This window comes from Acinetobacter sp. 24-47-67 (genome assembly GCF_056779735.1).
The window spans coordinates 52,615-76,664 of record NZ_JBWYIK010000005.1; the positions used below are offsets into that span (position 1 = coordinate 52,615).

A 24,050-nucleotide genomic window follows, 5' to 3' on the forward strand; every position below is an offset into this window, starting at 1 on the left:
AAGATTAAAAAGTCTATTGTTCATAAGATTTTTAAAATTAAATCAACGTGTCTACAACACCTTTTAATACACCTAATCCTAGTGAATCAATTGTTCCATTAAGTGTTTCATTTACGCCAGTGCCAATTTTCACTAAAGGATCTTTTAATCCTACAAGAGAGCCGACAGTACCAAGCAAATTAGTCACTAAACCTGCACCAGATACTGCTTCAATTTCATCTAATGTAAGTTCTTTTAAAGTTGTTGGATTTGAATTATTCATTGTATTCACCATTCATGTTTGATTTTATTTTCAAGTAAATCGAATAACTAGCGTTAAACGATAGACTCATCATAATGAATGCATTTTGTATGCCAACTAATAAATAATGATAAATATATAATTTAGGTATAATTAATAATATGGAGGAGTGATTAACGGATTTTTCATGAAAAAATTCATCATTTTTGTGCAAATGTCACCGAATTGGTGCATTGATCGATTTGAATGATGGTTGAGAATTTAGCGCGTTAATTTCTTAAATTGATTTCACTAAACGAAATGAGTTTATATTTCATAGAATTATTTAAGAATTGAGCGTAAAAAATTACACTCAACTCAACTCAACTCAATTAATTGATGTACATTGCTGAGCTTTAGGATTATTCAATCCTCGACTATGAGTGAATACAGCAATTACAGCTAAAGAGATAAAAATCAATACACTGTAAATTAAGGTACTGGTATTGAAGTGATCTACCATAAAACCACCAAATAATGCGCCTGCTGCAATCATGATTTGGAACATACTGACAAAAAGAGGCATCCCTTTTTCAACCGCATGTGGCGCATGTAAAAACATCCAAATATTGGCTGTCGTAGGAAAGGCACCAAAAGCAAAACCCCATAATGCTGTAAGAATATATGCACCAGTTAAGAATTTGGCATAAACCGGGAATGTAAGGAATACGATCGCTAAACACAATGCAACAGCAAAAAGCGTATAGCGGACATTGATATTGCTGCTATAACCGGAGAATGCATTGCCTACGAAGCCTGCTGCTCCATAAATAAGAAGCAATGAACTGATGGTTGAACCATCAAATCCTGCTTCATTTTTATAGAATGGCGCCAAGTAACTGTACGTTGAAAAATGCGCTAATCCGATAAATAAAACAATGATTAAGCCTTTACGAGCTTTGGGATCTCGAAACAATGCGGGTAGATCGCTATATTGAATAGCTGAAGTCGGCGGTAATTTCGGTAGGAATTTAATCTCAAATAACAGAATAATGGCACCAATCACTGAGGTGATCATAAAAGCATTACGCCAACCGTAAATTTCACTTAGCCATGTTCCAACCGGAACACCCAGCACAGTTGCCAGAGTCACGCCAGCCATGACGATAGCTGTTGCTTTGGCGATGGGTAGGTGAGGAGGTGCAACACGACCACTTAAGGCGATTGCAGTTGCCCAGAATCCGCCTATCGCGATACCCAAGAAAAAACGACTCAATAGAATCCAAGTGAAACTTTCTGAATAGCTCGTAATGAAATTTGCAATGACCATGACCGCTGTGAGTGCGATTAATAAAAAGCGTCGATCAAGTTGCTTCACCCAGACCGAGATAAGCGGTGCTGCGAAAGCACCCATCACGCCTGGAAGGGTAATGAACAGGCCAGCAGTACCGACTGAAATGTTGAGATCTAGTGCGATTGCATTGAGCACACCAATAGGGAGAAACTCACTGGTCACTAATATAAAAGCGGTGATAGAAAGTGTAATAACAGCAAACCAATTTCCTTGATTTTTTGTAGGAGATGGAGAATTAACAGCGGTTTCAGTCAGATGAGATTCAGATTTCATTGACCAACGCTCCTTGAAAATAATTTCATAATGATTGTTATAAAAATAAAATATTTGAATTTAAGATCTGGGTCAATTAATTTATTAATGATCATTATAAAATTAATTGGGTTGAATATGCAGGAAAGTTCAAAGCCAATAAATCAAATGGATAGTGCCAAATCAATATCTAAGGGGCGTGGACGTCCTAAGTGTTTTAATGAAGAACAAGCACTTGAAAAAGCCATGACACTATTTTGGAAATACGGTTATGAAGTTACTTCAATGAGTGATTTAACATTCGCCATGGGAATCACTGCACCTAGTCTTTATAGTACGTATGGTGATAAATCAGAGCTCTTTAATCGTTGCATTGACTATTATCTCAGGCACGAATCATGCTCGATGGAAATGATTTTTAAACATGCACATTCCATAAAATTAGCAATGGAACTTTATTTGATTGAAAATCTAAAACGACTGGTGCAGAAAGACAAACCGAAAGGATGCATGTTGGTCGTGTCGACAATGAACTGTTCGATTCAAAATCAACAAATACAACAATCAATTTCGGAAAAAAGACAGTTATCTAAATCGAATTTACTAGAAAAATTATTAGCTGCCCAAGCCTCAGGTGAAATTAGTACACAAACTAATATTCAGGCAATGACAGATTATTATATGACGATTTTACAAGGACTAAGCTTACAAGCACGTGATGGGGCTACTTTTGAACAATTGGAAAGCGTTGTACACATGGCGATGCAAACTTGGGATCATTTTTAAGTCAGAACTTCTCACTTACGAAAAGTTCTGACTTGAATTTTATGACTTGATAAATTTTCGGCTTACTAAGAATTGTTCAGTCGCTTCCAAAAGTTTTTCAGCGTAAATTTCTTGCTTTGCCGTCAACCAACCTAAGGCGAACCAGTCACTGGCTTCTAATTCTGTTTGCTGTAAGTAGGATGATGAGGAAGACAATACTTGATATTGTTCAGCTGCATAATGTGCATCATTAAGCGCCTTGCCGTATTTTTGTAAATTTTTCACATCAAAAATTTGTGTTAAGACTGGGAAACTGAATTTTAATTCACTTAAATGTATTGCCAATTGGTCAAGAATATCAAAGTTAGAAGGATCAGCTTCATTCAGACATTCCTGTAAAACTTTATACTGTTGTTGAAGCGTATTTTGAGCATAGGTTTTGAGGTCTTGGGTTTGCACCTTCTTAGAATTGCCTAAACTAAAACTCAAAAGTTCAAGATAGTGTTGAACGTTTTGGGTAGATTTGACTAAGTTGTTTAATTTTTCTCGGGCGTAGAGCACATCTTTGCTGAGCATTTCAGCAGTTTTAGGGTTTTGCAGAATAGCACCTAAGGTGTGTTGCATATGCTCATAATGTTTTAGGTTTTCAAAATGACTTTTAAATGCAGATAACTGATGTGCCCATTTATCTGTGCTCTTTGATGTCCAGTCTTTAAAAATAGATAGACTTAAAAACAAATAGTTCAAAGCAATATGTGCTTGTTCGATGTGTTCCTGTTCAGCCACTTCCGCAGAAATCGCAGCAATATTCGGCAGCAAATGTTGCATATGATGACCGATCATCAGTCGAATCGTTTTTTCTGCGCTTTCTTTTTTTGCAACGATCCATTCTTTTTCAGTTCGCGCTGGGCTTACAACTAAATTTGAAACCAATAAATTTCCAAACTCAGCTTTACTTCGAACATCTAGCCAAAGTTGATATTTTTTGACCCACTCAAAACTAAACGCTAGTAATGTTTCAACTTTTCCTTGTTTGAGTTCAAACTCTACTTCATGAATCTCATGTTCTCGATCACCTGATCGTACAACGCCAATATCTAGACACACTTCAATTTCAGCATCTTCAAAGCTAATCACTCGGACTGTACGTTGAATGTCTGTTTCAAACTGCAAGACTAATTGGTCAAAATCACCTTTTAATGCGTCATTTAAGACCTTATAAGCTTCGGAATCATCTGAATAAATAGATAGATCTAAATTCGGTGCAGCCTCAAGATTACCTAAATCATGATTATGTTCGAAACGGTGTAAATGACTTTTACTTTTCGTCGCTTTTAAGGTCTGAACCCAATTGGTATTTTCAAGACGTTGTCGAATAGCTATCCCATGCTGAAAGAGTAGGCGATCAGGAGTGTCATAGTACTTTGCTTGCATTTGAATGAGTTCAGACTTTTTTGGATCGATTGCTTTTAAAATCGCATTCCGTCGAGCTTCTGGGATCTGAAACTTTAATTCAATTTCAAGCATGTGATTTTCCTAATCGATCAATCATTTTCGTAGAATTAAGACATTTGATTGCCTTTTAATTTAAAGGGGATTGTAACTGATTCAGTTAGAACCACAATCTTGACAATTCACTTACGTTTACTTGAATGAATGATTAATCACAATATTTGTAAGATAAGCTTTTCAAGTGCGATTTTTTGAATTATGGTGGTCAAAAAAAGGACAGGAATACAACAATGAATGCTTATGTAGAGCCATCTTCATCGCAAGAAGAAGCTAAATTTCAATTACCCATCAAGAATTACTCAGAATTTTATCGTTTTTATTTGACTGAACACCGCAGCATTATGAGTCGTCGTTTACATGCAGCAGGTAGCTCAATCGGTATTTATTTTTTTACTCAAGCGATTCGTCAGCGTAAAGCTAAATATCTGGTCTACGGATTAGTTTCAGGCTACGCATGCGCGTGGGTGGGGCATTTTGTTTTTGAAAAAAATAAGCCAGCAAGCTTTAAACAACCGTTGTATAGCTTTATTTCAGACTGGAGAATGTTATCGGATATTTTGCGCGGAAACTTAAGTTTGAAAGATCGTAAATTTGATAAAATTGATAGCTAAATTTATATATTGTTAAAAAAGCTCAGCAGATTCTGGGCTTTTTTTGTCATGAAATGTTTTAAGAAAGCTACACAAAAATATGATTATATGATAGCTGGAAAGGCTTAAGATCCAATGAATAAATCCAAATTATAAATATTGGGATTAAATAAAAAAATTAATGTATTCAGTTAGATGAGTTAACGGTATTATTCTGATAAACCGCATATAATACATATTATGTTAATTTAAATAATACTGAAAAAAGAAGATGAACTATATATAGAACTTTTATTATGAGAGTGAGTATTTTTAATGCGAAACATACTTCTGTTTGATTTGGATCAAACTATTTTGAATAGGAATGAGTCACTTATTCGTTTTATATGTTGGTAAGTAAATTTTTTCCAATTAGTACCACAAGAACTAAAAGATGCATTTATAAAAAAATTTATTGAATTGGATGATAATGGAAATGTTTGGAAAGATATCGTTTACAGTCAATTAATCAAAGATTTTAATATAAAAAATTTACTGTTGATGAATTACTTAATTCTTACATTACTGATTTCAATAAATTTTCAATTGGTTTTGATGACGTCCAAAAAGTCATTTCAGATCTTTATCAAAAGGGATATAAGATTGGGTTAGTCTCCAATGGAAAAAGCCCATTTCAGGAACATAATTTTTATGCTTTAGGTCTTACCGAATATTTCTCGACTATCATAGTTTCAGAAGCGATTGACTTAAGAAAGCCCGATAAAAAAATATTTGCTTATGTTTGTTACCAGTTAAATTGTTCACCTTCTGATTGTATTTTTATTGGTGACAATCTTAAAGCTGATATAGAAGGTGCAAAAAATGTTGGTATGAAAACTATTTTTTTCACCCAAATCAAATACTAAAAAAACCTATTACAGATTAGAGTATTCATCATTATGATGAATTAGAGCGAGCCATCAATAGAATAAATAAAGAGGACGTATGATGAATGATATAATTAACTCATATGATAACTTTTTTATAGAATTGAATGGATTAAGTGATGAATCAAATAATTAAATGCGACTATTTAACATAATAGAGCTCATCCTAAGTTTTTTAAATCAGGTCGAATTTTATAAATATTATTTTGGAGTTCAAAAATATGACTTAGAGCTTTTCCTATCAGTAATATATTTTCTCTATTTTCTAGTGATGGATCTGATTGAATCTTACTAGGAATACTGTCTAATAATATAGCGGCTTGATGCAAATCATCATTTATTTTTTTTAATTGATCCATTTTTCTCTTCTATAAATATTGGTTAGGATATAAATAATATTACGTTGAGATCCTGAATTATTCAATTATATGGTGTATTGTTGTTCAAATAAGAACTTTTTAGAACATATAGATCTCTTTCATAAATCTTAGATTAGCATTTGAAGTGCAACACCATCTTTTTTAACTACACCTTACACATGTAAGCGGTTTGTATAATTCAAATATTCTTCTGCTATCTATTTTCTTTACTGGATAGTCGGACGTAATGTCTTTGCCATCTAGTACTACCGAAATTTCTTCAAAATCAAAATAAATATTTACTAAATTTTCTTTAAAACAAATAAATTCAATTTGACTTTCTTTACTCGTGTCAGAAAATTTTCACTGAAAGTGGTTTAATTAGATAAATCGTTATTTACTTTTCAATAATTACATTTACTAAGTCCTTACTATTATTTTTATACATAAATTTATGATTTTTAATAATATTTTATTTGCCTCCTAATCTTAAAAGGTAATCTCTTAGTCATTTGATGTACATAACATGCCAAAAGGTGTTTTCATACTGATTCGTTTATAACTAATGCCAGGTATAGGCTCCTTCGCAGGCAACATATCTCTTTTTTCGCAAATTTCCTTTATGTACTTAAGTGTGTCTTTCGAAGAACTAGATGGAATATATTCAAACGTATTGGAGCCAATTTTTCTTGGATTAAATTTCACAAATTCATTTCAATCAATATCTTTAATACGCTTAGTCAACAATAGAGCCTGTTAATTTCTACATTTTATCAATGTGTTCTTCCAAGGCTTTGTCCTATAATGTTTTAAATTTTTAGTATTTGCCTAGAGTTATTCTTTATGCGCGGTTTGTATTTAATCACCAACGATGATCCTATTGAACTTCTATTAGCAAAGCTTGAAGGAGCGATGGCAACTTATGAAGTTGCAGTACTTCAGTATCGTCGTAAAAACGTTGCGAAAGAAGATCAAGCTTATGAAATTGAATACATGAAGAATATGTGTAATCAATATAAGGTTCCTTTTGTCATCAATGATGATTTAGAGGCCGCAGTCAAATATGGCGTGGGTGTGCATCTTGGTCAAGATGATGGTTCAATCCAAGAGGCTGTGGAAAGATTGCCAAAAAACGTCTTAATTGGACGTAGTTGTAATAATTCTATTGAACTAGCTGAGCAAGCGATCGCAGACGGCGCAAATTATGTAGCATTCGGCGCAATTTATGCGACACAAAGCAAACCTGAAGCAGGTAATATTGGTTTAGAAACATTAAAAGCTGCAAAAGCAAAATTAAATGTACCTATTTGCGCGATTGGAGGTTTGACGGTTGAAAATGGCGCTGAAGTGATTGCTGCTGGAGCAGATCTTTGTGCTGTCATTAGCGATGTATTGGGTCGGTCTATGTCAACTGTTGGTCAACGTGTTTACGACTGGTCAGAGCTATTTGCTAAACAAGCTTAATTTTTTTACTTTTTCGAGTTGAGTGATTTTCATGAGTTTATCTCCTAAGCAAGAACAACTATTTAAACAAGCCAGCAAACATATTCCTGGTGGTGTGAATTCTCCAGTACGTGCTTTTAATGGTGTAGGCGGTACGCCGGTATTTATTGAAAAAGCTCAAGGTGCCTACCTGTATGATGTAGATGGCAAACGCTATGTAGATTATGTGGGTTCATGGGGACCAATGATTTTAGGACATGCACACCCTGCGATTATTAAAGCTGTTCAAGACGCCGCTGTTGATGGTCTAAGTTTTGGTGCACCTACAGTGCATGAAACGACATTGGCAGATATTATCTGTGAAATTATGCCGTCGATTGAATTGGTACGTATGACCAACTCAGGGACAGAAGCAACAATGACTGCGATTCGTCTTGCACGTGGGTATACAGGTCGTGACAAGATTGTTAAGTTTGAGGGCTGTTACCATGGTCACTCAGACTCACTTTTAGTGAAAGCAGGTTCTGGTCTACTCACAAGTGGTGAAGGCGAGGCGACATCAGCGGGTGTTCCTGCTGATTTTGCAAAACATACTTTGACGCTTCCATACAATGATATTACGACTTTAAAAGAATGCTTTGCTAAATTTGGTTCCGAAATTGCGGGTGTTATTGTTGAACCTGTTGCAGGTAACATGAACTTGGTTAAACCAATTGATGGATTCTTGCAAGCCATTCGAGATGTGTGTGATGAGCATGGTTCAGTATTCATTATTGATGAAGTGATGACCGGTTTCCGTGTGGGATTAGGTGGAGCTCAAGCACACTACGGCGTTACACCTGATTTAACTACGCTAGGTAAAATTATTGGTGCAGGTCTTCCTGTAGGCGCATTTGGTGGTAAGCGCGAAGTGATGGAATGTATTGCACCTCTTGGTAAAGTTTACCAAGCGGGAACTTTGTCAGGTAACCCGCTGGCAATGAGAGCTGGTATTGAGATGTTTAAACATCTTCGTCAACCTGGTTTCTATGAAAATCTAACTGCACAGCTCGAAAAGTTATTGATTGGTTTACAGACTGCCGCAGATGAAGCAGGTATACCATTTAAGACTCAACAGGTTGGAGGTATGTTTGGATTGTATTTCACTGATCAAGAAGACATCACAAGCTTTGATTCAATGTTGAAATGCGATGTTGAAATGTTCCGTAAATTCTTCCATGGCATGTTGGATGAAGGTGTAAATTTAGCGCCTTCTGCTTTTGAAGCCGGCTTTATCTCAAGTGCGCATTCCGATGAAGATATTGCGTTCACTATTCAAGCAGCTAAGAATGTATTTGCGCGTTTAAAATAGAATTTTTTTGAAAATCTATTAACATAAGCCTACAGTGTAAATACTGTAGGCTTTTTTGCACGTATAAAATTCACGGACTTAAAATAGAAATGAAATTAAAACATTATTTAACTTTAGAAGACGCGGAGTTCTTACTGACGCGTGCACAACAATATGCGATTGATAAAAAGTTGAATGTCAGTATTTCTGTTGTAGATGAAACTGGAAGTTTACTTGCAATGAAACGCATGGATGGTGCATCTCCGATGACTGCGAATTTGTCAGCTGAAAAAGCAAAATGTTCAGCTTTGAGCCGCCACCCATCTCAAATTTTTGAAGAGCTGATCAAAGATGGGCAATTGGGTTTTCTGACTGTTCACTCATTGTCGGGAATGTTAGAAGGTGCGGAACCCATTATTTATCAAGGGCAATTGGTGGGAGCCGTGGGAGTTTCAGGTGCTAAATCTTTTGAAGATGCTGAAATTGCGCTGCATGCCATTGAAGTTTTCTTGGCTTTAGCTGATTAAAGTGGCAATGTCATATTTTTATACACCACCCAAAAAAATTGAACTCAGCGCGAGTTTGGCAAAGTGGTCCATTGAAGCTGAACAATGCGTCTTGGTGGTTTTTGGATTTCAAGGTTTAACTGAATATAGCAATGACCAACATCAAGAATTATTAATTCATTTAAATTGGTTAATTAAAAAAGCGCAGGCTTTAGATATTGAAGTGATTGAAATTGAAGAGCAGCAATCATTTTCTAAAGTAGCGCAGTTGGGTGAATTACTCGCAGAAAAGAAACAACTCATTGTCTCTGGCATGATCAATTCACCTATAAAACAACTTTTACAGCATATCATTTCGATTACTCCTCAAATTTGTGTGGTGAACGATGCTGTTCATCTAGAAACGAAGAGCCAACATTTACAGTGGATTGAGAACTATGTAGAACAAGGTATTCATCATATGAACACCTCTGCCATGATTCGAATGCTGGAATTGAGTGCGCCGACTTCGTTTATTCTTTCTGAAAAGGGCATATTACTGTCTATTGCTGAATACCTCGAATTCGATATTTTAGAAATTGATCCATTTCAAGATTTACGGAACTATGGCTTAGATTCAGTCGCAATGGTGAGTTTGATTGGCTTGTGGAGAGCCAATGGCGCACATATAGATTTTGAATCATTTGTGCAAAATTGCACACTTTCTCAATTGCTTCCTATCCTGAGAAAAGACTGCTAGATGTCAAAAATAAAACTTAATTCATTTGAATCGTTAGATTGATTTAATTTCTATCAGATATCGGAAAAATCATCACTGTTTGTCCATTTCAAGATTGTAATTTATCGCTAAGCTTTCTATTATTGCCGCCTTGTTTTCACGATCTGCTAGGAATAGAAATTTGAGTCATTTTCTTCAGGAACATCTCATTCATCGTGATCAAGATTTTATGGTGATTCACAAACCAGCTGGATTACTTTCTGTTCCGGGCAAAACGCCTGATCTTCAAGATTGCGTTATCAATCGTCTTCTTCAAGAAGAACCACGTACGCTTCTGATTCATCGTTTAGATCGTGATACATCAGGCTTATTGGTGTTTGGACTCAGTAAAACAGGTCAAAAATCGATCTCGCGCCAATTTCAAGAACGTGAAACGGATAAAACTTATCAAGCACTAGTCGTGGGATGTGTAAAAGGTCAAGGAACTGTAGATATTCCCGTGATTTACGACCCATCGCGTCCGCCATTGCATATCGTAGATGCGCATCACAATAAAGCAGCGTTAACGCATTGGGAAGCAGTTGAACAATTTCAAATTCAAGATCAGTGGGTGACACGCGTAATATTAACGCCAATCACAGGTCGAGCACATCAACTTCGCGTTCATATGCAGCATTTAGGGCATCCCATCGTAGGGGATACTTTGTATGCAACACCAGCGCAACAAGCTTTGAAAGATCGACTCTGTTTGCATGCAGAGCAGTTAAGTTTCAATCATCCTGTTACCGGTGAACGACTGAACTTTCATTGTCCAGTGCCGTTCTAAATACACATTTTTAAATCAGCATACGAATATTTTATGATCTGATCATAATGAAATCTTGGTTATGATCAATTAAATAGATCGGTGCTAAATATTGCTCACTTTTTGGTGGGCTTTATGTCAAAATATATTGCTTATAGACGTTAAATTTTGCTCAAATCATCTCCTGTTTGAGCATAAGTTTTCAGTCCTAACTTGAGATAAGGTGGAAAAATTGCAGCAGTTTGCTATTGGTCAACGTTGGTTATCAGACACAGAGACAGAGTTAGGTTTAGGGGTTTTGATTGATGTAAATGAACGATCAATTAGTATCCTTTTTCCTAAAAGTGACGAAACCCGTGTCTATGCACGTAGTAACGCACCTTTATCTCGAATTGTGTTCAATGTGAATGATGAGCTTCAAGACCAAGAGGGCATCGTCTGGAAAGTCGAATCATTAGAAGAGCGTGGTGGCGTTATTCGTTACAACGTCATTCGTCAGTTACAAGATGGTACTGATGAACGCAAATCATTAAATGAAACTCGTGTTGGCGCGACGATTCAATTGTCTAAACCACTTGATCGTTTATTGGCAAGCCAAATTGATTATAAAGAATGGTATGACCTGCGTATTGAAGCATTACAAATGCAAGCTAATATGCAAAATAGTCCATTACGTGGCATGGTGGGTGCTCGTGTTGGATTGATTCCTCACCAATTTTATATCGCGCATGAAGTAGGTAAGCGCTTTGCCCCACGTGTCTTATTGGCGGATGAAGTTGGTCTAGGTAAAACCATTGAAGCAGGTTTAATCATACACCAGCAACTGAAAACAGGACGTTCTGAACGCATCCTCGTTTTAGTGCCTGATTCGCTGCAATATCAGTGGATGATTGAAATGCGTCGCCGTTTCAATTTGAATTTCTCCCTATTTGATTTAACGCGTACTGCTTCGATCAAAGAACATGATCCAGAATTGAATCCGTTCTTAACTGAACAGTGCATCATTGCGTCTGTTGATCTTATGATCGACCATGAAGATTTACGTGAGCAAGCGCTCGAAGCTGGTTTTGATTTGCTTGTGGTGGATGAAGCACATCACTTGATGTGGTCAGAAGAAGAAGGTGGTAATGACCGCTATGACCTTGTTGAAGAATTTGCTGAAAAAACAGCAGGGGTACTTTTACTGACTGCAACGCCTGAACAGTTAGGGGTCGAGTCCCATTTTGCTCGTTTACGTTTGCTCGATCCGCAACGTTTCAGTTCACTTGATCGTTTCTTAGATGAAGAAGAAAAATATCAGCAAACTGCTCAAATTGCAGAAGTGCTGATGTCGGATCAACCCCTTGAAACTGATCATTTCCAAGCAATTGAGCAGTTACTAGGTCACAAGATTGAAGATGATCCAGAACAGCGTTTCCGTGCAATTCATGAATTGTTAGATCGTCACGGTACAGGACGTGTACTATTCCGTAATACACGTGAAGCGATACAAGGCTTCCCTGGTCGCGATTGTCAGCCTGCACCATTACCTGCGCCAGAAGGATGGTCGATGGATGGTAAACTTCGTGAACAAATGTGGCCAGAAGAAGCGCAATTGGACGGTGCTTGGATGGAAACTGATCCGCGTGTAACGTGGATTATGGAAATGCTCCGTACTCAGTTAAAGCATAAAAAAGTCTTACTCATTGCGCGTAGTGGGCCTGTAGTTGAAGCTTTAGAAAATGCATTACGTATCCATGCAGGGATTCGTACAGCAATGTTCCATGAAGGCATGAGTCTATTAGAGCGTGACCAAGCAGCTGCTTATTTTGCAGAAGATTCCTATGGTGCTCAGATTTTATTGTGTTCAGAAATTGGTTCAGAAGGTCGTAACTTCCAGTTTGCTTCAGATTTAATCCTATTTGATTTGCCAGCAAACCCTGATGTGCTTGAACAGCGTATCGGTCGACTGGATCGTATTGGTCAAGAAAACCGTATTCAGATTCATGTGCCATATTTAGTGGGCACTGCACAAGAGCGTATGTTCCGTTGGTACAATGAAGCATTAAATATTTTCAGCAATATTTCTCCGACCGCGCAAACCTTACAAGAAAACTTTATTATTGATCTTAAAGATTGCTTGTTGGCTGATAAAGGTCAAGCCTTTGAAGATTTGCTTGAAGCCGTAAGTGTGCAACGTGAAGCTTTAGAGCAAGAGCTACAAGCTGGACGTGATCGTTTATTGGAATACAATTCTTGTCGCCCAATGGTTGCGCAAGAAATTGTGCAAGCGCTTGAAGAGTATGATGACAATACGACTTTGCCAATGTTTATGAAACGCTTCATGGCGTCAACCAATATTGATTTTGATGAGCAAAGTAATGGCACGGTGATTATTAAGCCTACGGATCAAATGCAAGTCCAAGGTCTGACTTTGGATGAGGATGGCATGACCGTGACGTTCTATCGTGATCAGGCTCAGATCCGTGAAGATGCGCAATACATAACGCTTGAGCATCCTTTCACTGAAAGTGTCATGGAAATGATCAATACGCAATCGTTTGGTAGTACCAATGTGGCGTTATTGAAGTCTGCAGCTTTACCACAAGGTTCAGTTTTAGTTGAGGTGTGGTTCAAAGTGGATGTGATTGCACCGAAAGCATTGAACTTGCCAGCGAGTTTACCAACACAATTGATTCGTGTGTTATTAAGTGAAAAGGGCCAAGATTTATCAGCTAAAATTGCACCAGATATTTTGAAACCATACTTACATCATCTTGACGGTAATAGTTGTCGCCAAGTGGTGAAAGCACGTCGTGATGTCGTTGAACAACGTTATGCACAAGCTTTAGACATTGCAAAAGGTGCTTTGCCTGAATTAAAACAGCAAGCGAAAGAAATCTATAGCAATAAATGGCAATATGAAATTGATCGTTTAAGTTATTTGAAACAATTTAACCCAAGTATTCGCGAAGATGAAATTGCACGTTTGCAGAAGCTTCAAAAAGAAGGCTTAAGCCTTTTAGAAGGTTTAGCTGTAACGCCTGAAGCGATTCGAGTCTTGGTGGTGGTAAAGCCATAAAATAAAAAAAGCACCCTAGGGTGCTTTTTTTAGGACTGCAGAAATTGATTGAAGTCAGGTTTTCTTTTTTGTAAGAAAGCCATCACGGCTTCAATCATTTCAGGTGATGTTAAACGTTCTGCAACAACCTCAGCTTCCTGAACAATACAATTCAGAATTTGATCTTGCTCGGGTCGAATTTGTTTTTTAATAATTTTTAGCGTGGTCATTGGCAGTTGACTCATCTGTTGAGCTCGCTGCAAAGCTAATTGTTCAGGTTGCTCGCAAATCTGATTGATGATTCGACATTTTAGCGCTTCTTCCGCTGAAAATTTTCGACCTGTGAGCAATAATTCGGCAGCCATATGATAACCAGCCAACTCAGTGAAAAGAAGGCTGGTGCCACCCTCTACAGATAATCCCAAACTTACAAATGGAATTTGAAATTCTGTATCGGGGTGGGCGTATACCATGTCACAGTGAAATAGCATAGTGACGCCAACGCCTATAGTGCAGCCACGTACCGCAGCAATAATAGGTTTAGAAAATCTTGCGATCGCTTTTAGGAAGACAAAGGGTGGTGTAGCATCAGCGGCTAAACCAACATATTTTTGAGCGGCAGACATAAAATCTTTCAGATCATTTCCTGCGGTAAAATCCTGTTCGTTACCCTGTAAAATCACAACATTCACTTGTTGAGATTGATCTGCCGCATCCAATATTTTTGCAATGTCATTGTACATTTCCCCAGTTAAAGCATTTTTTTGCTCGGGGTGATCAATTTTGATGGTCAGGATTCTATTCTCAATCGTGACATGAATAAAAGGGTTTAGTGAATCTAAATTTTTTAACATGGCGGCATTCCTTGTCGCAAATTAAAAAAGCTCAGTAGACACAATGGTATACTGAGCTTTTATTCGTGCCTTATTATTGGCATTAAAGTCGATTTAAAATTTGCTCAGCATCTGAATAATTCATGTATTTTGGTACGGCATAAATTCCATGGGCTTCAGTAAAAGCAGATTTAATCATCTCAGGGAAATCTTGCTTTTTTAAATTCGGAATCTCAGTATTGATTTTCAAATCTTTGAGTAATTGCTTTACGCTTTGAATGAATATATTTGCGGCTTGTTCATCCGAAGTGTGTGACGAGCTTAAACCAATTTTCTTCGCTGCTAGTGCTAAGCGTTTTTCTGATGCTTTACGATTAAATTCTAGAACATGAGGCAAGATAATGGCATTAGCGCGTCCGTGTGGGATTTGATATTGAGTCCCTAATTGATGCGCCAAAGCATGTACATAGCCAATTCCAGCACTATTCATTGCCAAACCAGCATAATGAGAACCGAGCGCCATTGCTTCACGTGCTGCAATATTCTGACCATCTTCAAATGCAGTTTTTAAATTTTCCATGATCAATTTCATGGCTGCACTGGCGTAATAATCTGATTGTTTGTTGGCGAATCCGCTTACCCACGATTCAATTGCATGAGTAAGGGCATCAATACCAGTGTCAGCAGTGATAGCAGGTGGCATGCCTTTCATGATGACGGGATCTAAAGCAGTTGCTAATGGAACGACTTTGGGATCAATAACTAAGCCTTTAATATGAGTTTCACTGTCTGAAATAACTGCGGCAATGGTAACTTCAGAACCTGTACCTGCGGTGGTTGGAATCACGAACAATGGATATGCAGGTTTACGGCTTTTTAAAATTCCAAAAAGTTGTTTAGGCGATTTATGGTTTGCGGCTGCGAGTGCTAATACTTTTGCTGTATCAATCGTCGAACCACCCCCTATACCCAATACGCTATCGCATCCGGTATTTTTAAACAGTGCTAGAGATTTTTCGACAATTTCACAAGTTGGATCAGGTTTTACATCAGAGAAAATAACAACTTCAATCCCATTGTGCTGTAATTGATCTTGAATGGGTTGTATGACACCTAATTTGACTAATACTGCATCAGTCACAATCATCACTTTTTTCATGCCGAGCTGAGCAATATTGCCACACAATTGCATTGATGAATCTTCACCCGCAAATACGAGAGGATGTGATACTGGAATTGCAAGGGTGAGGGCTTTGACAGCCATGAGTTGAGTTTTTGCACGTAAAATAGTGGCAATCTGAGCCATAATGATCAATCTCTATCCATGAGTTTGATTTAGTTATAGGATAATCATTGTCCAAGTACATTGGCGATAATCATCAACACATTGGTCTTAAATTACAATTTTATCAAAAATATAGCGCAATTAAACTGAGCAAAATAATGGTTGGATTTTGATCAGAATTCATGATAGAAAATAGAAAATAATTCGAAAATTTAAATCGTAAAGCTGTAGTTTTTACTCGGCAATCAGGAACTCAGGACGAGTTTAAAACGATTAAATCAGCTTTCGGTTATGAGTCATTACATAACAACAATGATGCGTTATTGGGAGTCATTTCACATGGAAGTAAATCAGCACAACAACCAATTTGAGTTTTTACCAACTCATATTCACTACTTAATGTATTGGGAAAATAAATCGCCAGACCAAGATTTCTTGGTTCAGCCTTTACCAAATGGTCAGGTGATTAAATACACCTGGGGAGAAGTGGCCAGTCAAGTCAAAAAAATGGCTGCTTATTTACAATCTCTGAATTTGCCAGGCCGCTCACAGATTGCAATTTTTGGTAAAAATAGTGCGCACTGGATCATGGCAGATCTTGCCATTTGGATGGCAGGGCACGTGTCGGTTCCCTTATATACGACTCTCAATGGTGAAGGCACCAAATATGTTCTAGATCATAGTGAAACTAAGGCTCTGTTTATCGGTAAGTTGGATGGCATTGGAGATAGTTGGAACGATGTAAAACAAATCATCCCGCAAGATATGCATTGTATTAAATTGCCATTGGCGCCTGACTATAATGCGCCGACATGGGATGAAATCACTGCAAAAACAGCACCAACCAGTGAGCCTTATTTTCCAAACGAGGATGAGCTTGCGACCATTATTTATACCTCGGGCAGTACAGGTCTACCTAAGGGCGTTATGCAAAGTTATAAGACCTTACTCTCACCTGCGAGTGAGCTGAAATCTACGTTTGGTGTTTCAGAAAAAGATCGTGCTTTATCTTATTTGCCGCTAGCTCATGTTGCAGAGCGTGTATTTATTCAATCATCGGTGATGATTTGTGGTTTTACCGTTTATTTTGCCAATTCATTAGATACATTTATTGAAGATCTTAATCGTGCAAAACCAACGATCTTCTTTTCTGTGCCACGTTTATGGACTAAATTTTATTTGGGGATTAATGAAAAAATTCCACTTAATGTACAAAACGTGTTGTTTAAAATCCCATTCTTGGGCAATAAGATTAAGCAAAAACTCTTGGCAAAATTGGGTTTGAATCATGTTCGTTATGCTTTAACGGGTTCTGCACCTTTACCCGTCGATATTATTAAATGGTATCGTAATTTGGGCTTAGAGTTGCTTGAAGTTTATGGAATGACAGAAAACTGTGGATACTCGCATATCACACGTATGGGTGAATATATGAGTGGATATGTCGGACATGTTCAAGCACGAGTAGACTGCAAGATTGATGAGAATGGTGAGATTTTAGTCAGAAGCCCAGGAACAATGTTGGGTTATTACAAGAACCCAGAAAAAACAGCTGAAGATTTGACTGAGGATGGTTATTTAAGAACAGGAGACATGGGTGAAATTGATGCGACTGGCCGTCTAAAAATTACTGGACGTGTAAAGGACATCTTTAAAACTCAGAAAGGTAAGTATGTGATGCCTGTACCAATTGAACAAAAGATTGGTAATAACCAAATGATTGAATCTGTCTGTGTTGGTGGTGCAAGCCATAAACAGCCGATCGCCTTTGTGATGTTGGCAGAAGAAATTCGCAATAAATTGCAACAAGATAATAAACGTGATGATATCGAAGCAAAATTAATTGAGTTGAAGAATGAAATTAATGAAAAGCTTGAGCCACATGAAAAAATTGCATTCTTTGTGGTCATTATGGATTTGTGGACGATGGATAACGATATGTTGACGCCGACTATGAAGATTAAGCGTAATAAAATTGAGGCGAAGTACGAAGCCCTTATTCCAACTTGGGTTGCTCAAAATAAAGAAGTTATTTGGGAAAAGTAATAAAAAAGCCCTTCAACTGAAGGGCTTTTTTTACACTCAGTATTTATTCTTTCAGATGACGTGCGCCTTCTAAAATCATTCGGATCATCGTCATCGTTTGTTCAGCTACAACTTTTCTTTCATCGTGTGGCATGTTGATTAATTTAGCACCCATAGTGAATACCAATTGAGTAATCGCTTTTGCAGCCAATTCTGGATGCTTGATTTTATGAGAGTTATTTTGCTCGAGACGAACAAGATCATCCATGAGTTCTTGCTGAAAGTAATTGAGCTGTTTTTCAACCGCCTCTTTATAAGAGGCAGAACCAGTATAACCTTCACGTAACAACAGGCTCAGATTACCTTCGTCAGCATCTAACTGTTCAATAAATACTTCAACTGAACTACGCACAATACTTGAATTGCGAACTGCTTTTAAGCGAGCTTGATGCAAGATTTGACGTAAAACAATACCTGAGCGATCAATCAATTCAATGGCAAGTTCGTCGATATCTTTAAAATGTCTATAAAAACTGTTTGGCGCAATTCCTGCTTCACGGGCAACTTCGCGCAAGCTTAAAGATGCGATGCTTTTTTGAGGTCCGATAAGGTTGAGAGCAGCTTGGAATAATTCTTCTTTCGTGATTGTGGCTTTTCTTCCGACTGTACGTGCAGTTGGATGCTCCAAAATGGATGCGGATTCACTGGCATGTAGAGGAGAAAGAGTAATCGTAGAGCTGCTCATAAATATCAGAAGTTTACAGTTAGAGTTGCATTATATCGCTCTGTGTCAGGATATGGAAATCAATAGATGATATACAAGTGTCTATACAAATATATATACATGTGTATAATAATTCTAAACCCACTGTGATGAGCCCATAATGCAAGCAGTTAAGCAACCTAAAAATTTGATTAGATCCGCAGTAAATGCTGTATTTGATCCGAATGCTGCCAATTTTTGGTTGCAAAAGATCGATCCAATTTGGTCGGTGAATCAATCATTAGGCAAAATTGTTGAACGTACACAAGTTGCAAATGATACGGTCAGCTTAAAAATTGCGGTTAATCGAAAATTTCAGTTTGGTGAAGCAGGGCAACATCATCCAGTTATTGTCACGACACGAGGTCGTTGTTTTGAACGTACCTATAGTTTGACCAAAATCGACACTCAACATGTATTATTGACTGCTAAGAAAGTCGATCAGGGTGTAGTCAGTTCTTGGATTAACGATATTGCTGAGGTAGGCGATATTGTTGAGTTTGGTGCACCCTATGGAGATATGACACTTGGAAGTGTAAATACACCTCTATTAATGCTGGCCGCAGGGAGTGGTATTACTCCAATGTACAGCTTGATCAAGGCATTATTGCAGCAAGAAAAAAAATTAGTTCAGCCAGTTAAATTGATGTACTGGGCAAAAAAAACAGAAGATTTAGCATTTCAAACAGAGTTGATTGCTTTGGCGAATCAACACTCAAATTTTAATGTTGAATTTTTTACCACTCAAGATGAAGTGGCTGATTCCCGTTTAGAAGATTCTCATTTAACTGCTATCGAATCCTTAGATCAATATACGGTTTATGCATGTGGTCCAGCAGGATTTGTGCAAGTTGCTGAACAACTAACTGATACTCGTGTTCATAAATTTAAAGGTGAAGCATTCAGTGTTGAACCATTCATTAGTGATGAAACTGGTTTTGTTCAGGTCACACTTACGAAATCAAATAAGGTCGTCACGATTCCAAAGGGACAATCAATACTTGCAAGTTTAGAGCAACAAAATATTCGCCCACAGCACGGTTGCCGCATGGGGGTATGTAATAAATGTGCATGCCATAAAGCGCAAGGTGCAACTAAAAACCTCGTCAATGGTGCAGAAAATACTGAGCCTGGAAATCTGCTCAAAATCTGTATCAATTCAGCTCAGTCTGATCTCACTATCGACCTATAAGCGAGAATAATCATGAATATGCCAGTTCAAGCACAATATTTCAAAAACCCAAAAAATCGTGAACTCACTGATGCACAACTTGATGAACTCGCACGTGAACTTGATGCAATTAAGCAGGAAGTTCTTGATGATTTAGGTGAAAAAGACGAAAAGTATATTAAGCGAGTGTATGCAGCGATTCGCTACAGTTCAATCCTTGGACGTGCATGCTTATTTGCTGGCTGGTTTCCTCCAGCATGGCTTTTAGGCACAGGCTTGCTTGGTTTTGCCAAAATCATGGAAAACATGGAGTTGGGCCATAATGTGATGCATGGTCAATATGATTGGATGAACGACCCTAAATTTAAAGGGACAACTTACGAATGGGATATCGTCGGCACATCTGATGATTGGCGCCAAACCCACAACTACAAACACCATACCTATACCAATATTAAAGGTATGGATGATGATATTGGTTATGGAATTCTTCGTTTGTTCCCAGAGCAACGCTGGAAAAAAGGATATTTATTACAACCACTTTACAGTATTCCATTCTGTTTGTTATTCCAGTGGGGTGTAGCGATTCAGAACTTAGAAATTGGTAAGCGCTTAAAAGGGCGCATGACCAAAGAAGAATTTCAACAACGTTTGAACCCGATGAAAAAGAAAATGGGGAAACAGTTATTTAAAGATTATGTTTTCTTCCCACTCATTGCAGGTCCTGCAGCATTACCCGTTTTCACAGGTAATTTAGTCGCTAATGGTATTCGTAATATTTGGACATTCAGTATCATTTTCTGCGGTCACTTCACCAAAGATGTGGAAGTTTTTCCGAAGTCAGTTTTAGAAAATGAAAGCCGTGGCCATTGGTATATGCGTCAAATTCGTGGGTCTTCTAACCTGACAGGTTCTGAAGGATTCCATATTTTGACGGGGCATTTGAGTCATCAGATTGAGCATCATCTTTATCCAGATATTCCTGCTCGACGTTACCGTCAAATGGGGCCTAAAGTGAAAGCGGTGTGTGAAAAATACGGCTTGAATTACAATAATGCGAGTTTATTTAAACAATATGGTCAGGTTTTGGGACGTATTGTGAAATATGCCTTCCCATTTAAAAAGTAAGAAACAAAAAAAGCCACTTATTGAGTGGCTTTTTGAACTTTAATAGCGAACTATTTTAATTGAATTGATCCATTTGCATTGACTGTGATTGTTGATTCTCCAGCAGCCATATTTTGTGAGTCTGCAGCGGGTGCACTCTCTACAACCATTGCGGCACGTGCCATGGCTAATGGTCTTGGTGAATAATTATTGGTGTTCATATTCAAGTTAACCAAGTTATAACTAGAACGATTCCAAGCTTTAGTGAGAACCTGAGCGCGCTGTTGGAAATTTTGCGTGGCTTCTGTCAATAACTCATTTTCAACCTGCTTTCGTTTTTCAGTGGAAACAGTGAAATTAATCGATTGTGTTTGAAAATCTTGTTGTAACTCGCTAATTAACTGGCTCGCTGCTTTAAAATCTTTGCTTTCAATATTCACTTCAGCGCGGCCGCGCCATTCCTTCAGTTTTGTTGAATTGTTGTTGTCATAGACAGGGTAAGTGGTCTGAGAACCTGTTTCGACCTTAACTTGGGGGTATTTTTTACTGATGTTGATGGCCTGATTCATCAATTGGGTCATTTGTGTTGAAAGTTGTGCAGGCTGTTTATTACTTTTTTCAATAAATAGAATGGCGTGCATTTCATCATTAGAGACTTGTTTAGAAGCGTCTGCTTGAAGATTAATAATATTAGTTTTAGGTTCTGTGTCAGCAAGTACCGAAAAGCTAATCCCGGTAGCTAAGATCAATAGTGGCAGTTTTAATAATTTCATTGTTATCTCTGTATCTTCACCTGATGAATATTCTACAGAATATTCTAATCTTTTTTGATGGAGAGAAAATGTGATTATTTGGTGATGAGATAGTAGCAATTGTAATATTCAACACTGATTTTACGACTTAAGTCGCCTTAACAAGGCTTTTAAAATGTATTTTAATTGAATTGTAGTTGAACAATAAGAGAATATAACTTGTCTTTGGATTAGTGCATTAATAATTTGTAATTCATGGATAATTCTATTATCAATGGTCTAATAAGTAGTATTAGAAATAGATTAAACATTCTGTATATTTAAATAATAAAATTTTAAAAACATGTAAAACAATAAGATAGTGTCTTGATTTGATAAATTATTTATAGTCTGAAACTATTGTCATAAAGAAAATAAGTATTGGCATATAGGTCAAGATTTTTCCATTCTAGCTCTCATCAGAGATGCAGGTATCTCTCTAAAAGAATTTGTCCCCCAGAAGGTTGTTTTCAAGCAATTTTCCTAAGGTCAAATAGATCATCGAATGAAGTTGAAGGAAGTCTTGATGTCTAATTCTGCTGTAGTTGAATCAGTAGCACAAGCGTTACGAACTGCTGAATTATCACAAAGTGCAATCGCACCAATTCGCCCAACGTTGGGTGGTGAAGCTGCTGATGTAGATATCGCTTACGCTGTACAAGAAGTGAATACAGCGCGTGCCTTATCAGAAGGTCGTCGTTTAGTTGGGCGTAAAATCGGTTTGACATCAAAAGTGGTTCAAGCACAACTCGGTGTAGATCAACCTGACTTCGGTATGCTGTTTGCAGACATGGCTTATGGTGATGGAGAGGCGATTCCTGCAGGTCTATTGATCCAACCTAAAGTAGAAGCGGAAATCGCTTTGGTGATCAAACAAGATTTAACGAAAGAAAAACACACTTATGCTGACATTATCAGCGCGACTGATTATGCACTTCCTGCTGTTGAGGTGGTGGATAGTCGAATTGAAAACTGGAAGATCAGTTTGATTGACACTGTCGCAGATAATGCATCTTCAGCTGCATTTGTATTGGGGTCACGTCCTGTAAAACTCGATAACCTTGATCTAGCGAATTGTAAAATGATCATGACACGTGGTGAAGAAGTTGTGTCTCAAGGTGTTGGTAAGGCTTGCTTAGCAAACCCTTTAAATGCAGCTGTCTGGCTTGCTGATGAAATGGTACGTCGTGGTCGTCCATTGTTAGCTGGTGACATTATTTTAACAGGTGCATTAGGCCCTATGGTTGTAGCAAACCCAGGTGATGAATTCAAAGTTGAGATTGAAGGCTTTGGTTCAGTGACTGCTGCTTTCGCTGCTGAATAAGTCGGAATTTTGAGAGAGTACGTTAATGAAAAAGATTAAATGTGCAATGATCGGACCAGGTAACATTGGTACTGATTTGCTTTACAAACTTCAACGTAGCGAATGGTTAGAGCCAGTTTGGATGGTGGGTATCGATCCTACTTCTGAAGGTCTTGCTCGTGCTGCGAAAATGGGTTTAAAAACCACTGCAGAAGGGGTTGATGGTCTTCTTCCTCACGTCATTGAAGATGATATTAAAATTGCTTTTGATGCAACGTCTGCATATGTACATGCTGAAAACAGCCGCAAGTTAAATGAACTTGGTGTACTGATGATTGACTTAACACCTGCTGCAATTGGTCCTTTCTGTGTTCCACCTGTGAACTTAGAAGCTTTACTTGCAGAAGGTGAAGTGCCTAACGTGAATATGGTAACGTGTGGTGGTCAGGCGACAATTCCTATGGTTGCAGCAGTTTCACGTGTTCAACCTGTTGAATATGGTGAGATCATCGCGACTGTGTCTACAAAATCTGTAGGTCCTGGTACACGTAAAAACATCGACGAATTCACACGTACAACTGCGGGTGCTATTGAGAAAGTTGGTGGTGCGAAAAAAGGTAAAGCGATCATCATCATTAACCCTGCTGAGCCACCACTTATGATGCGTGACACAGTACACTGTCTTGTTGAAGGTGAGCCAGATCAAGCTGCGATCACTGAATCAGTTCACGCGATGATTAAAGAAGTGCAAAAATATGTACCAGGTTACAAACTTGTAAATGGTCCAATTTTTGATGGTAACCGTGTTTCTATCTTCTTGGAAGTAGAAGGTTTGGGTGATTTCTTGCCGAAATATGCAGGTAACCTCGACATTATGACAGCTGCAGCTGCTCGTACAGCAGAAATGTTTGCTGAACACGTATTCAACAAAGAAGAAGCTTAAGGAGCAACC

The 24,050-nt window shown here is 37.8% G+C and carries 21 protein-coding genes and 1 pseudogene; 14 read left to right on the forward strand and 8 right to left on the reverse strand.

From position 1 onward, the window contains the following. Nucleotides 1-37: 37 nt before the first annotated feature. Entirely contained in the window at nucleotides 38-262 is a 225-nt protein-coding gene (locus AC1M9K_RS08120; protein WP_180028591.1) for a hypothetical protein, read from the reverse strand. 346 nt (nucleotides 263-608) lie between these two features. Continuing rightward, nucleotides 609-1,847: an MFS transporter gene (locus AC1M9K_RS08125; RefSeq protein WP_481588994.1), complete on the reverse strand. Its 1,239-nt coding sequence runs from the start codon at nucleotides 1,845-1,847 to the stop codon at nucleotides 609-611. A 117-nt stretch (nucleotides 1,848-1,964) separates the two neighbouring features. Between AC1M9K_RS08125 and AC1M9K_RS08130 the strand changes: the two genes are divergently transcribed. Then, the gene (locus AC1M9K_RS08130) at nucleotides 1,965-2,612 is read left to right on the forward strand and encodes a TetR/AcrR family transcriptional regulator (protein ID WP_481588995.1); all 648 of its coding nucleotides are present in this window, start codon (nucleotides 1,965-1,967) and stop codon (nucleotides 2,610-2,612) included. 39 nt (nucleotides 2,613-2,651) lie between these two features. Here AC1M9K_RS08130 and AC1M9K_RS08135 read toward each other — a convergent pair whose 3' ends face one another. Then, entirely contained in the window at nucleotides 2,652-4,118 is a 1,467-nt protein-coding gene (locus tag AC1M9K_RS08135; RefSeq protein ID WP_481588996.1) for a CYTH domain-containing protein, read from the reverse strand. Nucleotides 4,119-4,333: 215 nt separating this feature from the next. On the opposite strand from AC1M9K_RS08135, the gene AC1M9K_RS08140 reads away from it, so the two are divergent. Both AC1M9K_RS08140 and AC1M9K_RS08145 read left to right on the forward strand, forming a co-directional pair. Continuing rightward, complete coding sequence (locus AC1M9K_RS08140; RefSeq protein WP_180028595.1) at nucleotides 4,334-4,714, forward strand: Mpo1-like protein; 381 nt, start codon at nucleotides 4,334-4,336, stop codon at nucleotides 4,712-4,714. Nucleotides 4,715-5,008: 294 nt separating this feature from the next. Next, nucleotides 5,009-5,618, forward strand: a pseudogene (locus tag AC1M9K_RS08145) (HAD family hydrolase). Between the two features lie 162 nt (nucleotides 5,619-5,780). Here AC1M9K_RS08145 and AC1M9K_RS08150 read toward each other — a convergent pair. Then, nucleotides 5,781-5,978 (reverse strand): hypothetical protein, encoded by a 198-nt coding sequence (locus AC1M9K_RS08150; protein WP_481588997.1) that lies wholly within the window; start codon nucleotides 5,976-5,978, stop codon nucleotides 5,781-5,783. Between the two features lie 843 nt (nucleotides 5,979-6,821). Here AC1M9K_RS08150 and thiE point away from each other — a divergent pair. The 6 genes from thiE (at nucleotide 6,822) to rapA (ending at nucleotide 13,841) form a co-directional block, all read left to right on the forward strand. After that, entirely contained in the window at nucleotides 6,822-7,442 is a 621-nt protein-coding gene (thiE, locus tag AC1M9K_RS08155; RefSeq protein ID WP_481586403.1) for a thiamine phosphate synthase, read from the forward strand. A gap of 31 nt (nucleotides 7,443-7,473) precedes the next feature. Then, a complete protein-coding gene (gene hemL, locus AC1M9K_RS08160) occupies nucleotides 7,474-8,772 on the forward strand; it encodes a glutamate-1-semialdehyde 2,1-aminomutase (RefSeq protein ID WP_481588998.1) in 1,299 nt (432 codons plus the stop codon). An 89-nt stretch (nucleotides 8,773-8,861) separates the two neighbouring features. After that, nucleotides 8,862-9,278 (forward strand): GlcG/HbpS family heme-binding protein, encoded by a 417-nt coding sequence (locus AC1M9K_RS08165; protein WP_035267160.1) that lies wholly within the window; start codon nucleotides 8,862-8,864, stop codon nucleotides 9,276-9,278. A gap of 7 nt (nucleotides 9,279-9,285) precedes the next feature. Next, on the forward strand, nucleotides 9,286-9,996 hold the full coding sequence (locus tag AC1M9K_RS08170) for a phosphopantetheine-binding protein (RefSeq protein ID WP_481589048.1): 711 nt from the start codon (nucleotides 9,286-9,288) through the stop codon (nucleotides 9,994-9,996). A gap of 160 nt (nucleotides 9,997-10,156) precedes the next feature. Then, nucleotides 10,157-10,801, forward strand: coding sequence for an RluA family pseudouridine synthase (locus AC1M9K_RS08175; protein ID WP_171260699.1), 645 nt, complete (start codon nucleotides 10,157-10,159; stop codon nucleotides 10,799-10,801). A 202-nt stretch (nucleotides 10,802-11,003) separates the two neighbouring features. Continuing rightward, a complete protein-coding gene (rapA, locus tag AC1M9K_RS08180) occupies nucleotides 11,004-13,841 on the forward strand; it encodes an RNA polymerase-associated protein RapA (protein WP_481588999.1) in 2,838 nt (945 codons plus the stop codon). Nucleotides 13,842-13,870: 29 nt separating this feature from the next. On the opposite strand, the gene AC1M9K_RS08185 is transcribed toward rapA, so the two are convergent. Together AC1M9K_RS08185 and AC1M9K_RS08190 are read right to left on the reverse strand one after the other, a co-directional pair. Next, nucleotides 13,871-14,674, reverse strand: a complete 804-nt coding sequence (locus tag AC1M9K_RS08185) for an enoyl-CoA hydratase-related protein (RefSeq protein ID WP_481589000.1) — start codon at nucleotides 14,672-14,674, stop codon at nucleotides 13,871-13,873. 82 nt (nucleotides 14,675-14,756) lie between these two features. Further along, complete coding sequence (locus AC1M9K_RS08190; RefSeq protein ID WP_481589001.1) at nucleotides 14,757-15,959, reverse strand: iron-containing alcohol dehydrogenase; 1,203 nt, start codon at nucleotides 15,957-15,959, stop codon at nucleotides 14,757-14,759. A 318-nt stretch (nucleotides 15,960-16,277) separates the two neighbouring features. Between AC1M9K_RS08190 and AC1M9K_RS08195 the strand changes: the two genes are divergently transcribed. After that, a complete protein-coding gene (locus AC1M9K_RS08195; RefSeq protein ID WP_180028833.1) occupies nucleotides 16,278-17,984 on the forward strand; it encodes an AMP-binding protein in 1,707 nt (568 codons plus the stop codon). 43 nt (nucleotides 17,985-18,027) lie between these two features. Here AC1M9K_RS08195 and fabR read toward each other — a convergent pair whose 3' ends face one another. Then, nucleotides 18,028-18,708 carry an HTH-type transcriptional repressor FabR gene (gene fabR / locus AC1M9K_RS08200; RefSeq protein ID WP_092767102.1) on the reverse strand — a complete coding sequence of 227 codons (681 nt, stop codon included), beginning with the start codon at nucleotides 18,706-18,708 and terminating at the stop codon, nucleotides 18,028-18,030. A gap of 139 nt (nucleotides 18,709-18,847) precedes the next feature. On the opposite strand from fabR, the gene AC1M9K_RS08205 reads away from it, so the two are divergent. Then, on the forward strand, nucleotides 18,848-19,918 hold the full coding sequence (locus tag AC1M9K_RS08205) for a flavin reductase family protein (RefSeq protein WP_180028834.1): 1,071 nt from the start codon (nucleotides 18,848-18,850) through the stop codon (nucleotides 19,916-19,918). A 12-nt stretch (nucleotides 19,919-19,930) separates the two neighbouring features. Further along, nucleotides 19,931-21,025: a fatty acid desaturase family protein gene (locus AC1M9K_RS08210; protein WP_035267144.1), complete on the forward strand. Its 1,095-nt coding sequence runs from the start codon at nucleotides 19,931-19,933 to the stop codon at nucleotides 21,023-21,025. Between the two features lie 50 nt (nucleotides 21,026-21,075). Here the strand turns inward: AC1M9K_RS08210 and AC1M9K_RS08215 are convergent, their stop codons facing one another. Continuing rightward, nucleotides 21,076-21,777: an SIMPL domain-containing protein gene (locus AC1M9K_RS08215; RefSeq protein ID WP_180028835.1), complete on the reverse strand. Its 702-nt coding sequence runs from the start codon at nucleotides 21,775-21,777 to the stop codon at nucleotides 21,076-21,078. 544 nt (nucleotides 21,778-22,321) lie between these two features. On the opposite strand from AC1M9K_RS08215, the gene AC1M9K_RS08220 reads away from it, so the two are divergent. Next, nucleotides 22,322-23,119 carry a 2-keto-4-pentenoate hydratase gene (locus tag AC1M9K_RS08220; protein WP_481589002.1) on the forward strand — a complete coding sequence of 266 codons (798 nt, stop codon included), beginning with the start codon at nucleotides 22,322-22,324 and terminating at the stop codon, nucleotides 23,117-23,119. Nucleotides 23,120-23,144: 25 nt separating this feature from the next. Next, nucleotides 23,145-24,041 carry an acetaldehyde dehydrogenase (acetylating) gene (locus AC1M9K_RS08225; protein WP_035267137.1) on the forward strand — a complete coding sequence of 299 codons (897 nt, stop codon included), beginning with the start codon at nucleotides 23,145-23,147 and terminating at the stop codon, nucleotides 24,039-24,041. Nucleotides 24,042-24,050: the final 9 nt, after the last annotated feature.

Excerpts from the sequence above, each read along its gene's own strand:
- AC1M9K_RS08120 (WP_180028591.1), bottom strand. The coding sequence starts at position 262 with ATGAATAATTCAAATCCAACAACTTTAAAAGAACTTACATTAGATGAA.
- fabR (WP_092767102.1), bottom strand. The coding sequence starts at position 18,708 with ATGAGCAGCTCTACGATTACTCTTTCTCCTCTACATGCCAGTGAATCC.
- AC1M9K_RS08220 (WP_481589002.1), top strand. The coding sequence starts at position 22,322 with ATGTCTAATTCTGCTGTAGTTGAATCAGTAGCACAAGCGTTACGAACT.
- AC1M9K_RS08125 (WP_481588994.1), bottom strand. The coding sequence starts at position 1,847 with ATGAAATCTGAATCTCATCTGACTGAAACCGCTGTTAATTCTCCATCT.
- AC1M9K_RS08165 (WP_035267160.1), top strand. The coding sequence starts at position 8,862 with ATGAAATTAAAACATTATTTAACTTTAGAAGACGCGGAGTTCTTACTG.
- AC1M9K_RS08205 (WP_180028834.1), top strand. The coding sequence starts at position 18,848 with ATGCAAGCAGTTAAGCAACCTAAAAATTTGATTAGATCCGCAGTAAAT.
- AC1M9K_RS08140 (WP_180028595.1), top strand. The coding sequence starts at position 4,334 with ATGAATGCTTATGTAGAGCCATCTTCATCGCAAGAAGAAGCTAAATTT.
- AC1M9K_RS08215 (WP_180028835.1), bottom strand. The coding sequence starts at position 21,777 with ATGAAATTATTAAAACTGCCACTATTGATCTTAGCTACCGGGATTAGC.
- AC1M9K_RS08150 (WP_481588997.1), bottom strand. The coding sequence starts at position 5,978 with ATGGATCAATTAAAAAAAATAAATGATGATTTGCATCAAGCCGCTATA.
- AC1M9K_RS08135 (WP_481588996.1), bottom strand. The coding sequence starts at position 4,118 with ATGCTTGAAATTGAATTAAAGTTTCAGATCCCAGAAGCTCGACGGAAT.
- hemL (WP_481588998.1), top strand. The coding sequence starts at position 7,474 with ATGAGTTTATCTCCTAAGCAAGAACAACTATTTAAACAAGCCAGCAAA.
- AC1M9K_RS08210 (WP_035267144.1), top strand. The coding sequence starts at position 19,931 with ATGAATATGCCAGTTCAAGCACAATATTTCAAAAACCCAAAAAATCGT.
- AC1M9K_RS08195 (WP_180028833.1), top strand. The coding sequence starts at position 16,278 with ATGGAAGTAAATCAGCACAACAACCAATTTGAGTTTTTACCAACTCAT.
- thiE (WP_481586403.1), top strand. The coding sequence starts at position 6,822 with ATGCGCGGTTTGTATTTAATCACCAACGATGATCCTATTGAACTTCTA.
- AC1M9K_RS08185 (WP_481589000.1), bottom strand. The coding sequence starts at position 14,674 with ATGTTAAAAAATTTAGATTCACTAAACCCTTTTATTCATGTCACGATT.
- AC1M9K_RS08190 (WP_481589001.1), bottom strand. The coding sequence starts at position 15,959 with ATGGCTCAGATTGCCACTATTTTACGTGCAAAAACTCAACTCATGGCT.
- AC1M9K_RS08170 (WP_481589048.1), top strand. The coding sequence starts at position 9,286 with ATGTCATATTTTTATACACCACCCAAAAAAATTGAACTCAGCGCGAGT.
- AC1M9K_RS08130 (WP_481588995.1), top strand. The coding sequence starts at position 1,965 with ATGCAGGAAAGTTCAAAGCCAATAAATCAAATGGATAGTGCCAAATCA.
- AC1M9K_RS08225 (WP_035267137.1), top strand. The coding sequence starts at position 23,145 with ATGAAAAAGATTAAATGTGCAATGATCGGACCAGGTAACATTGGTACT.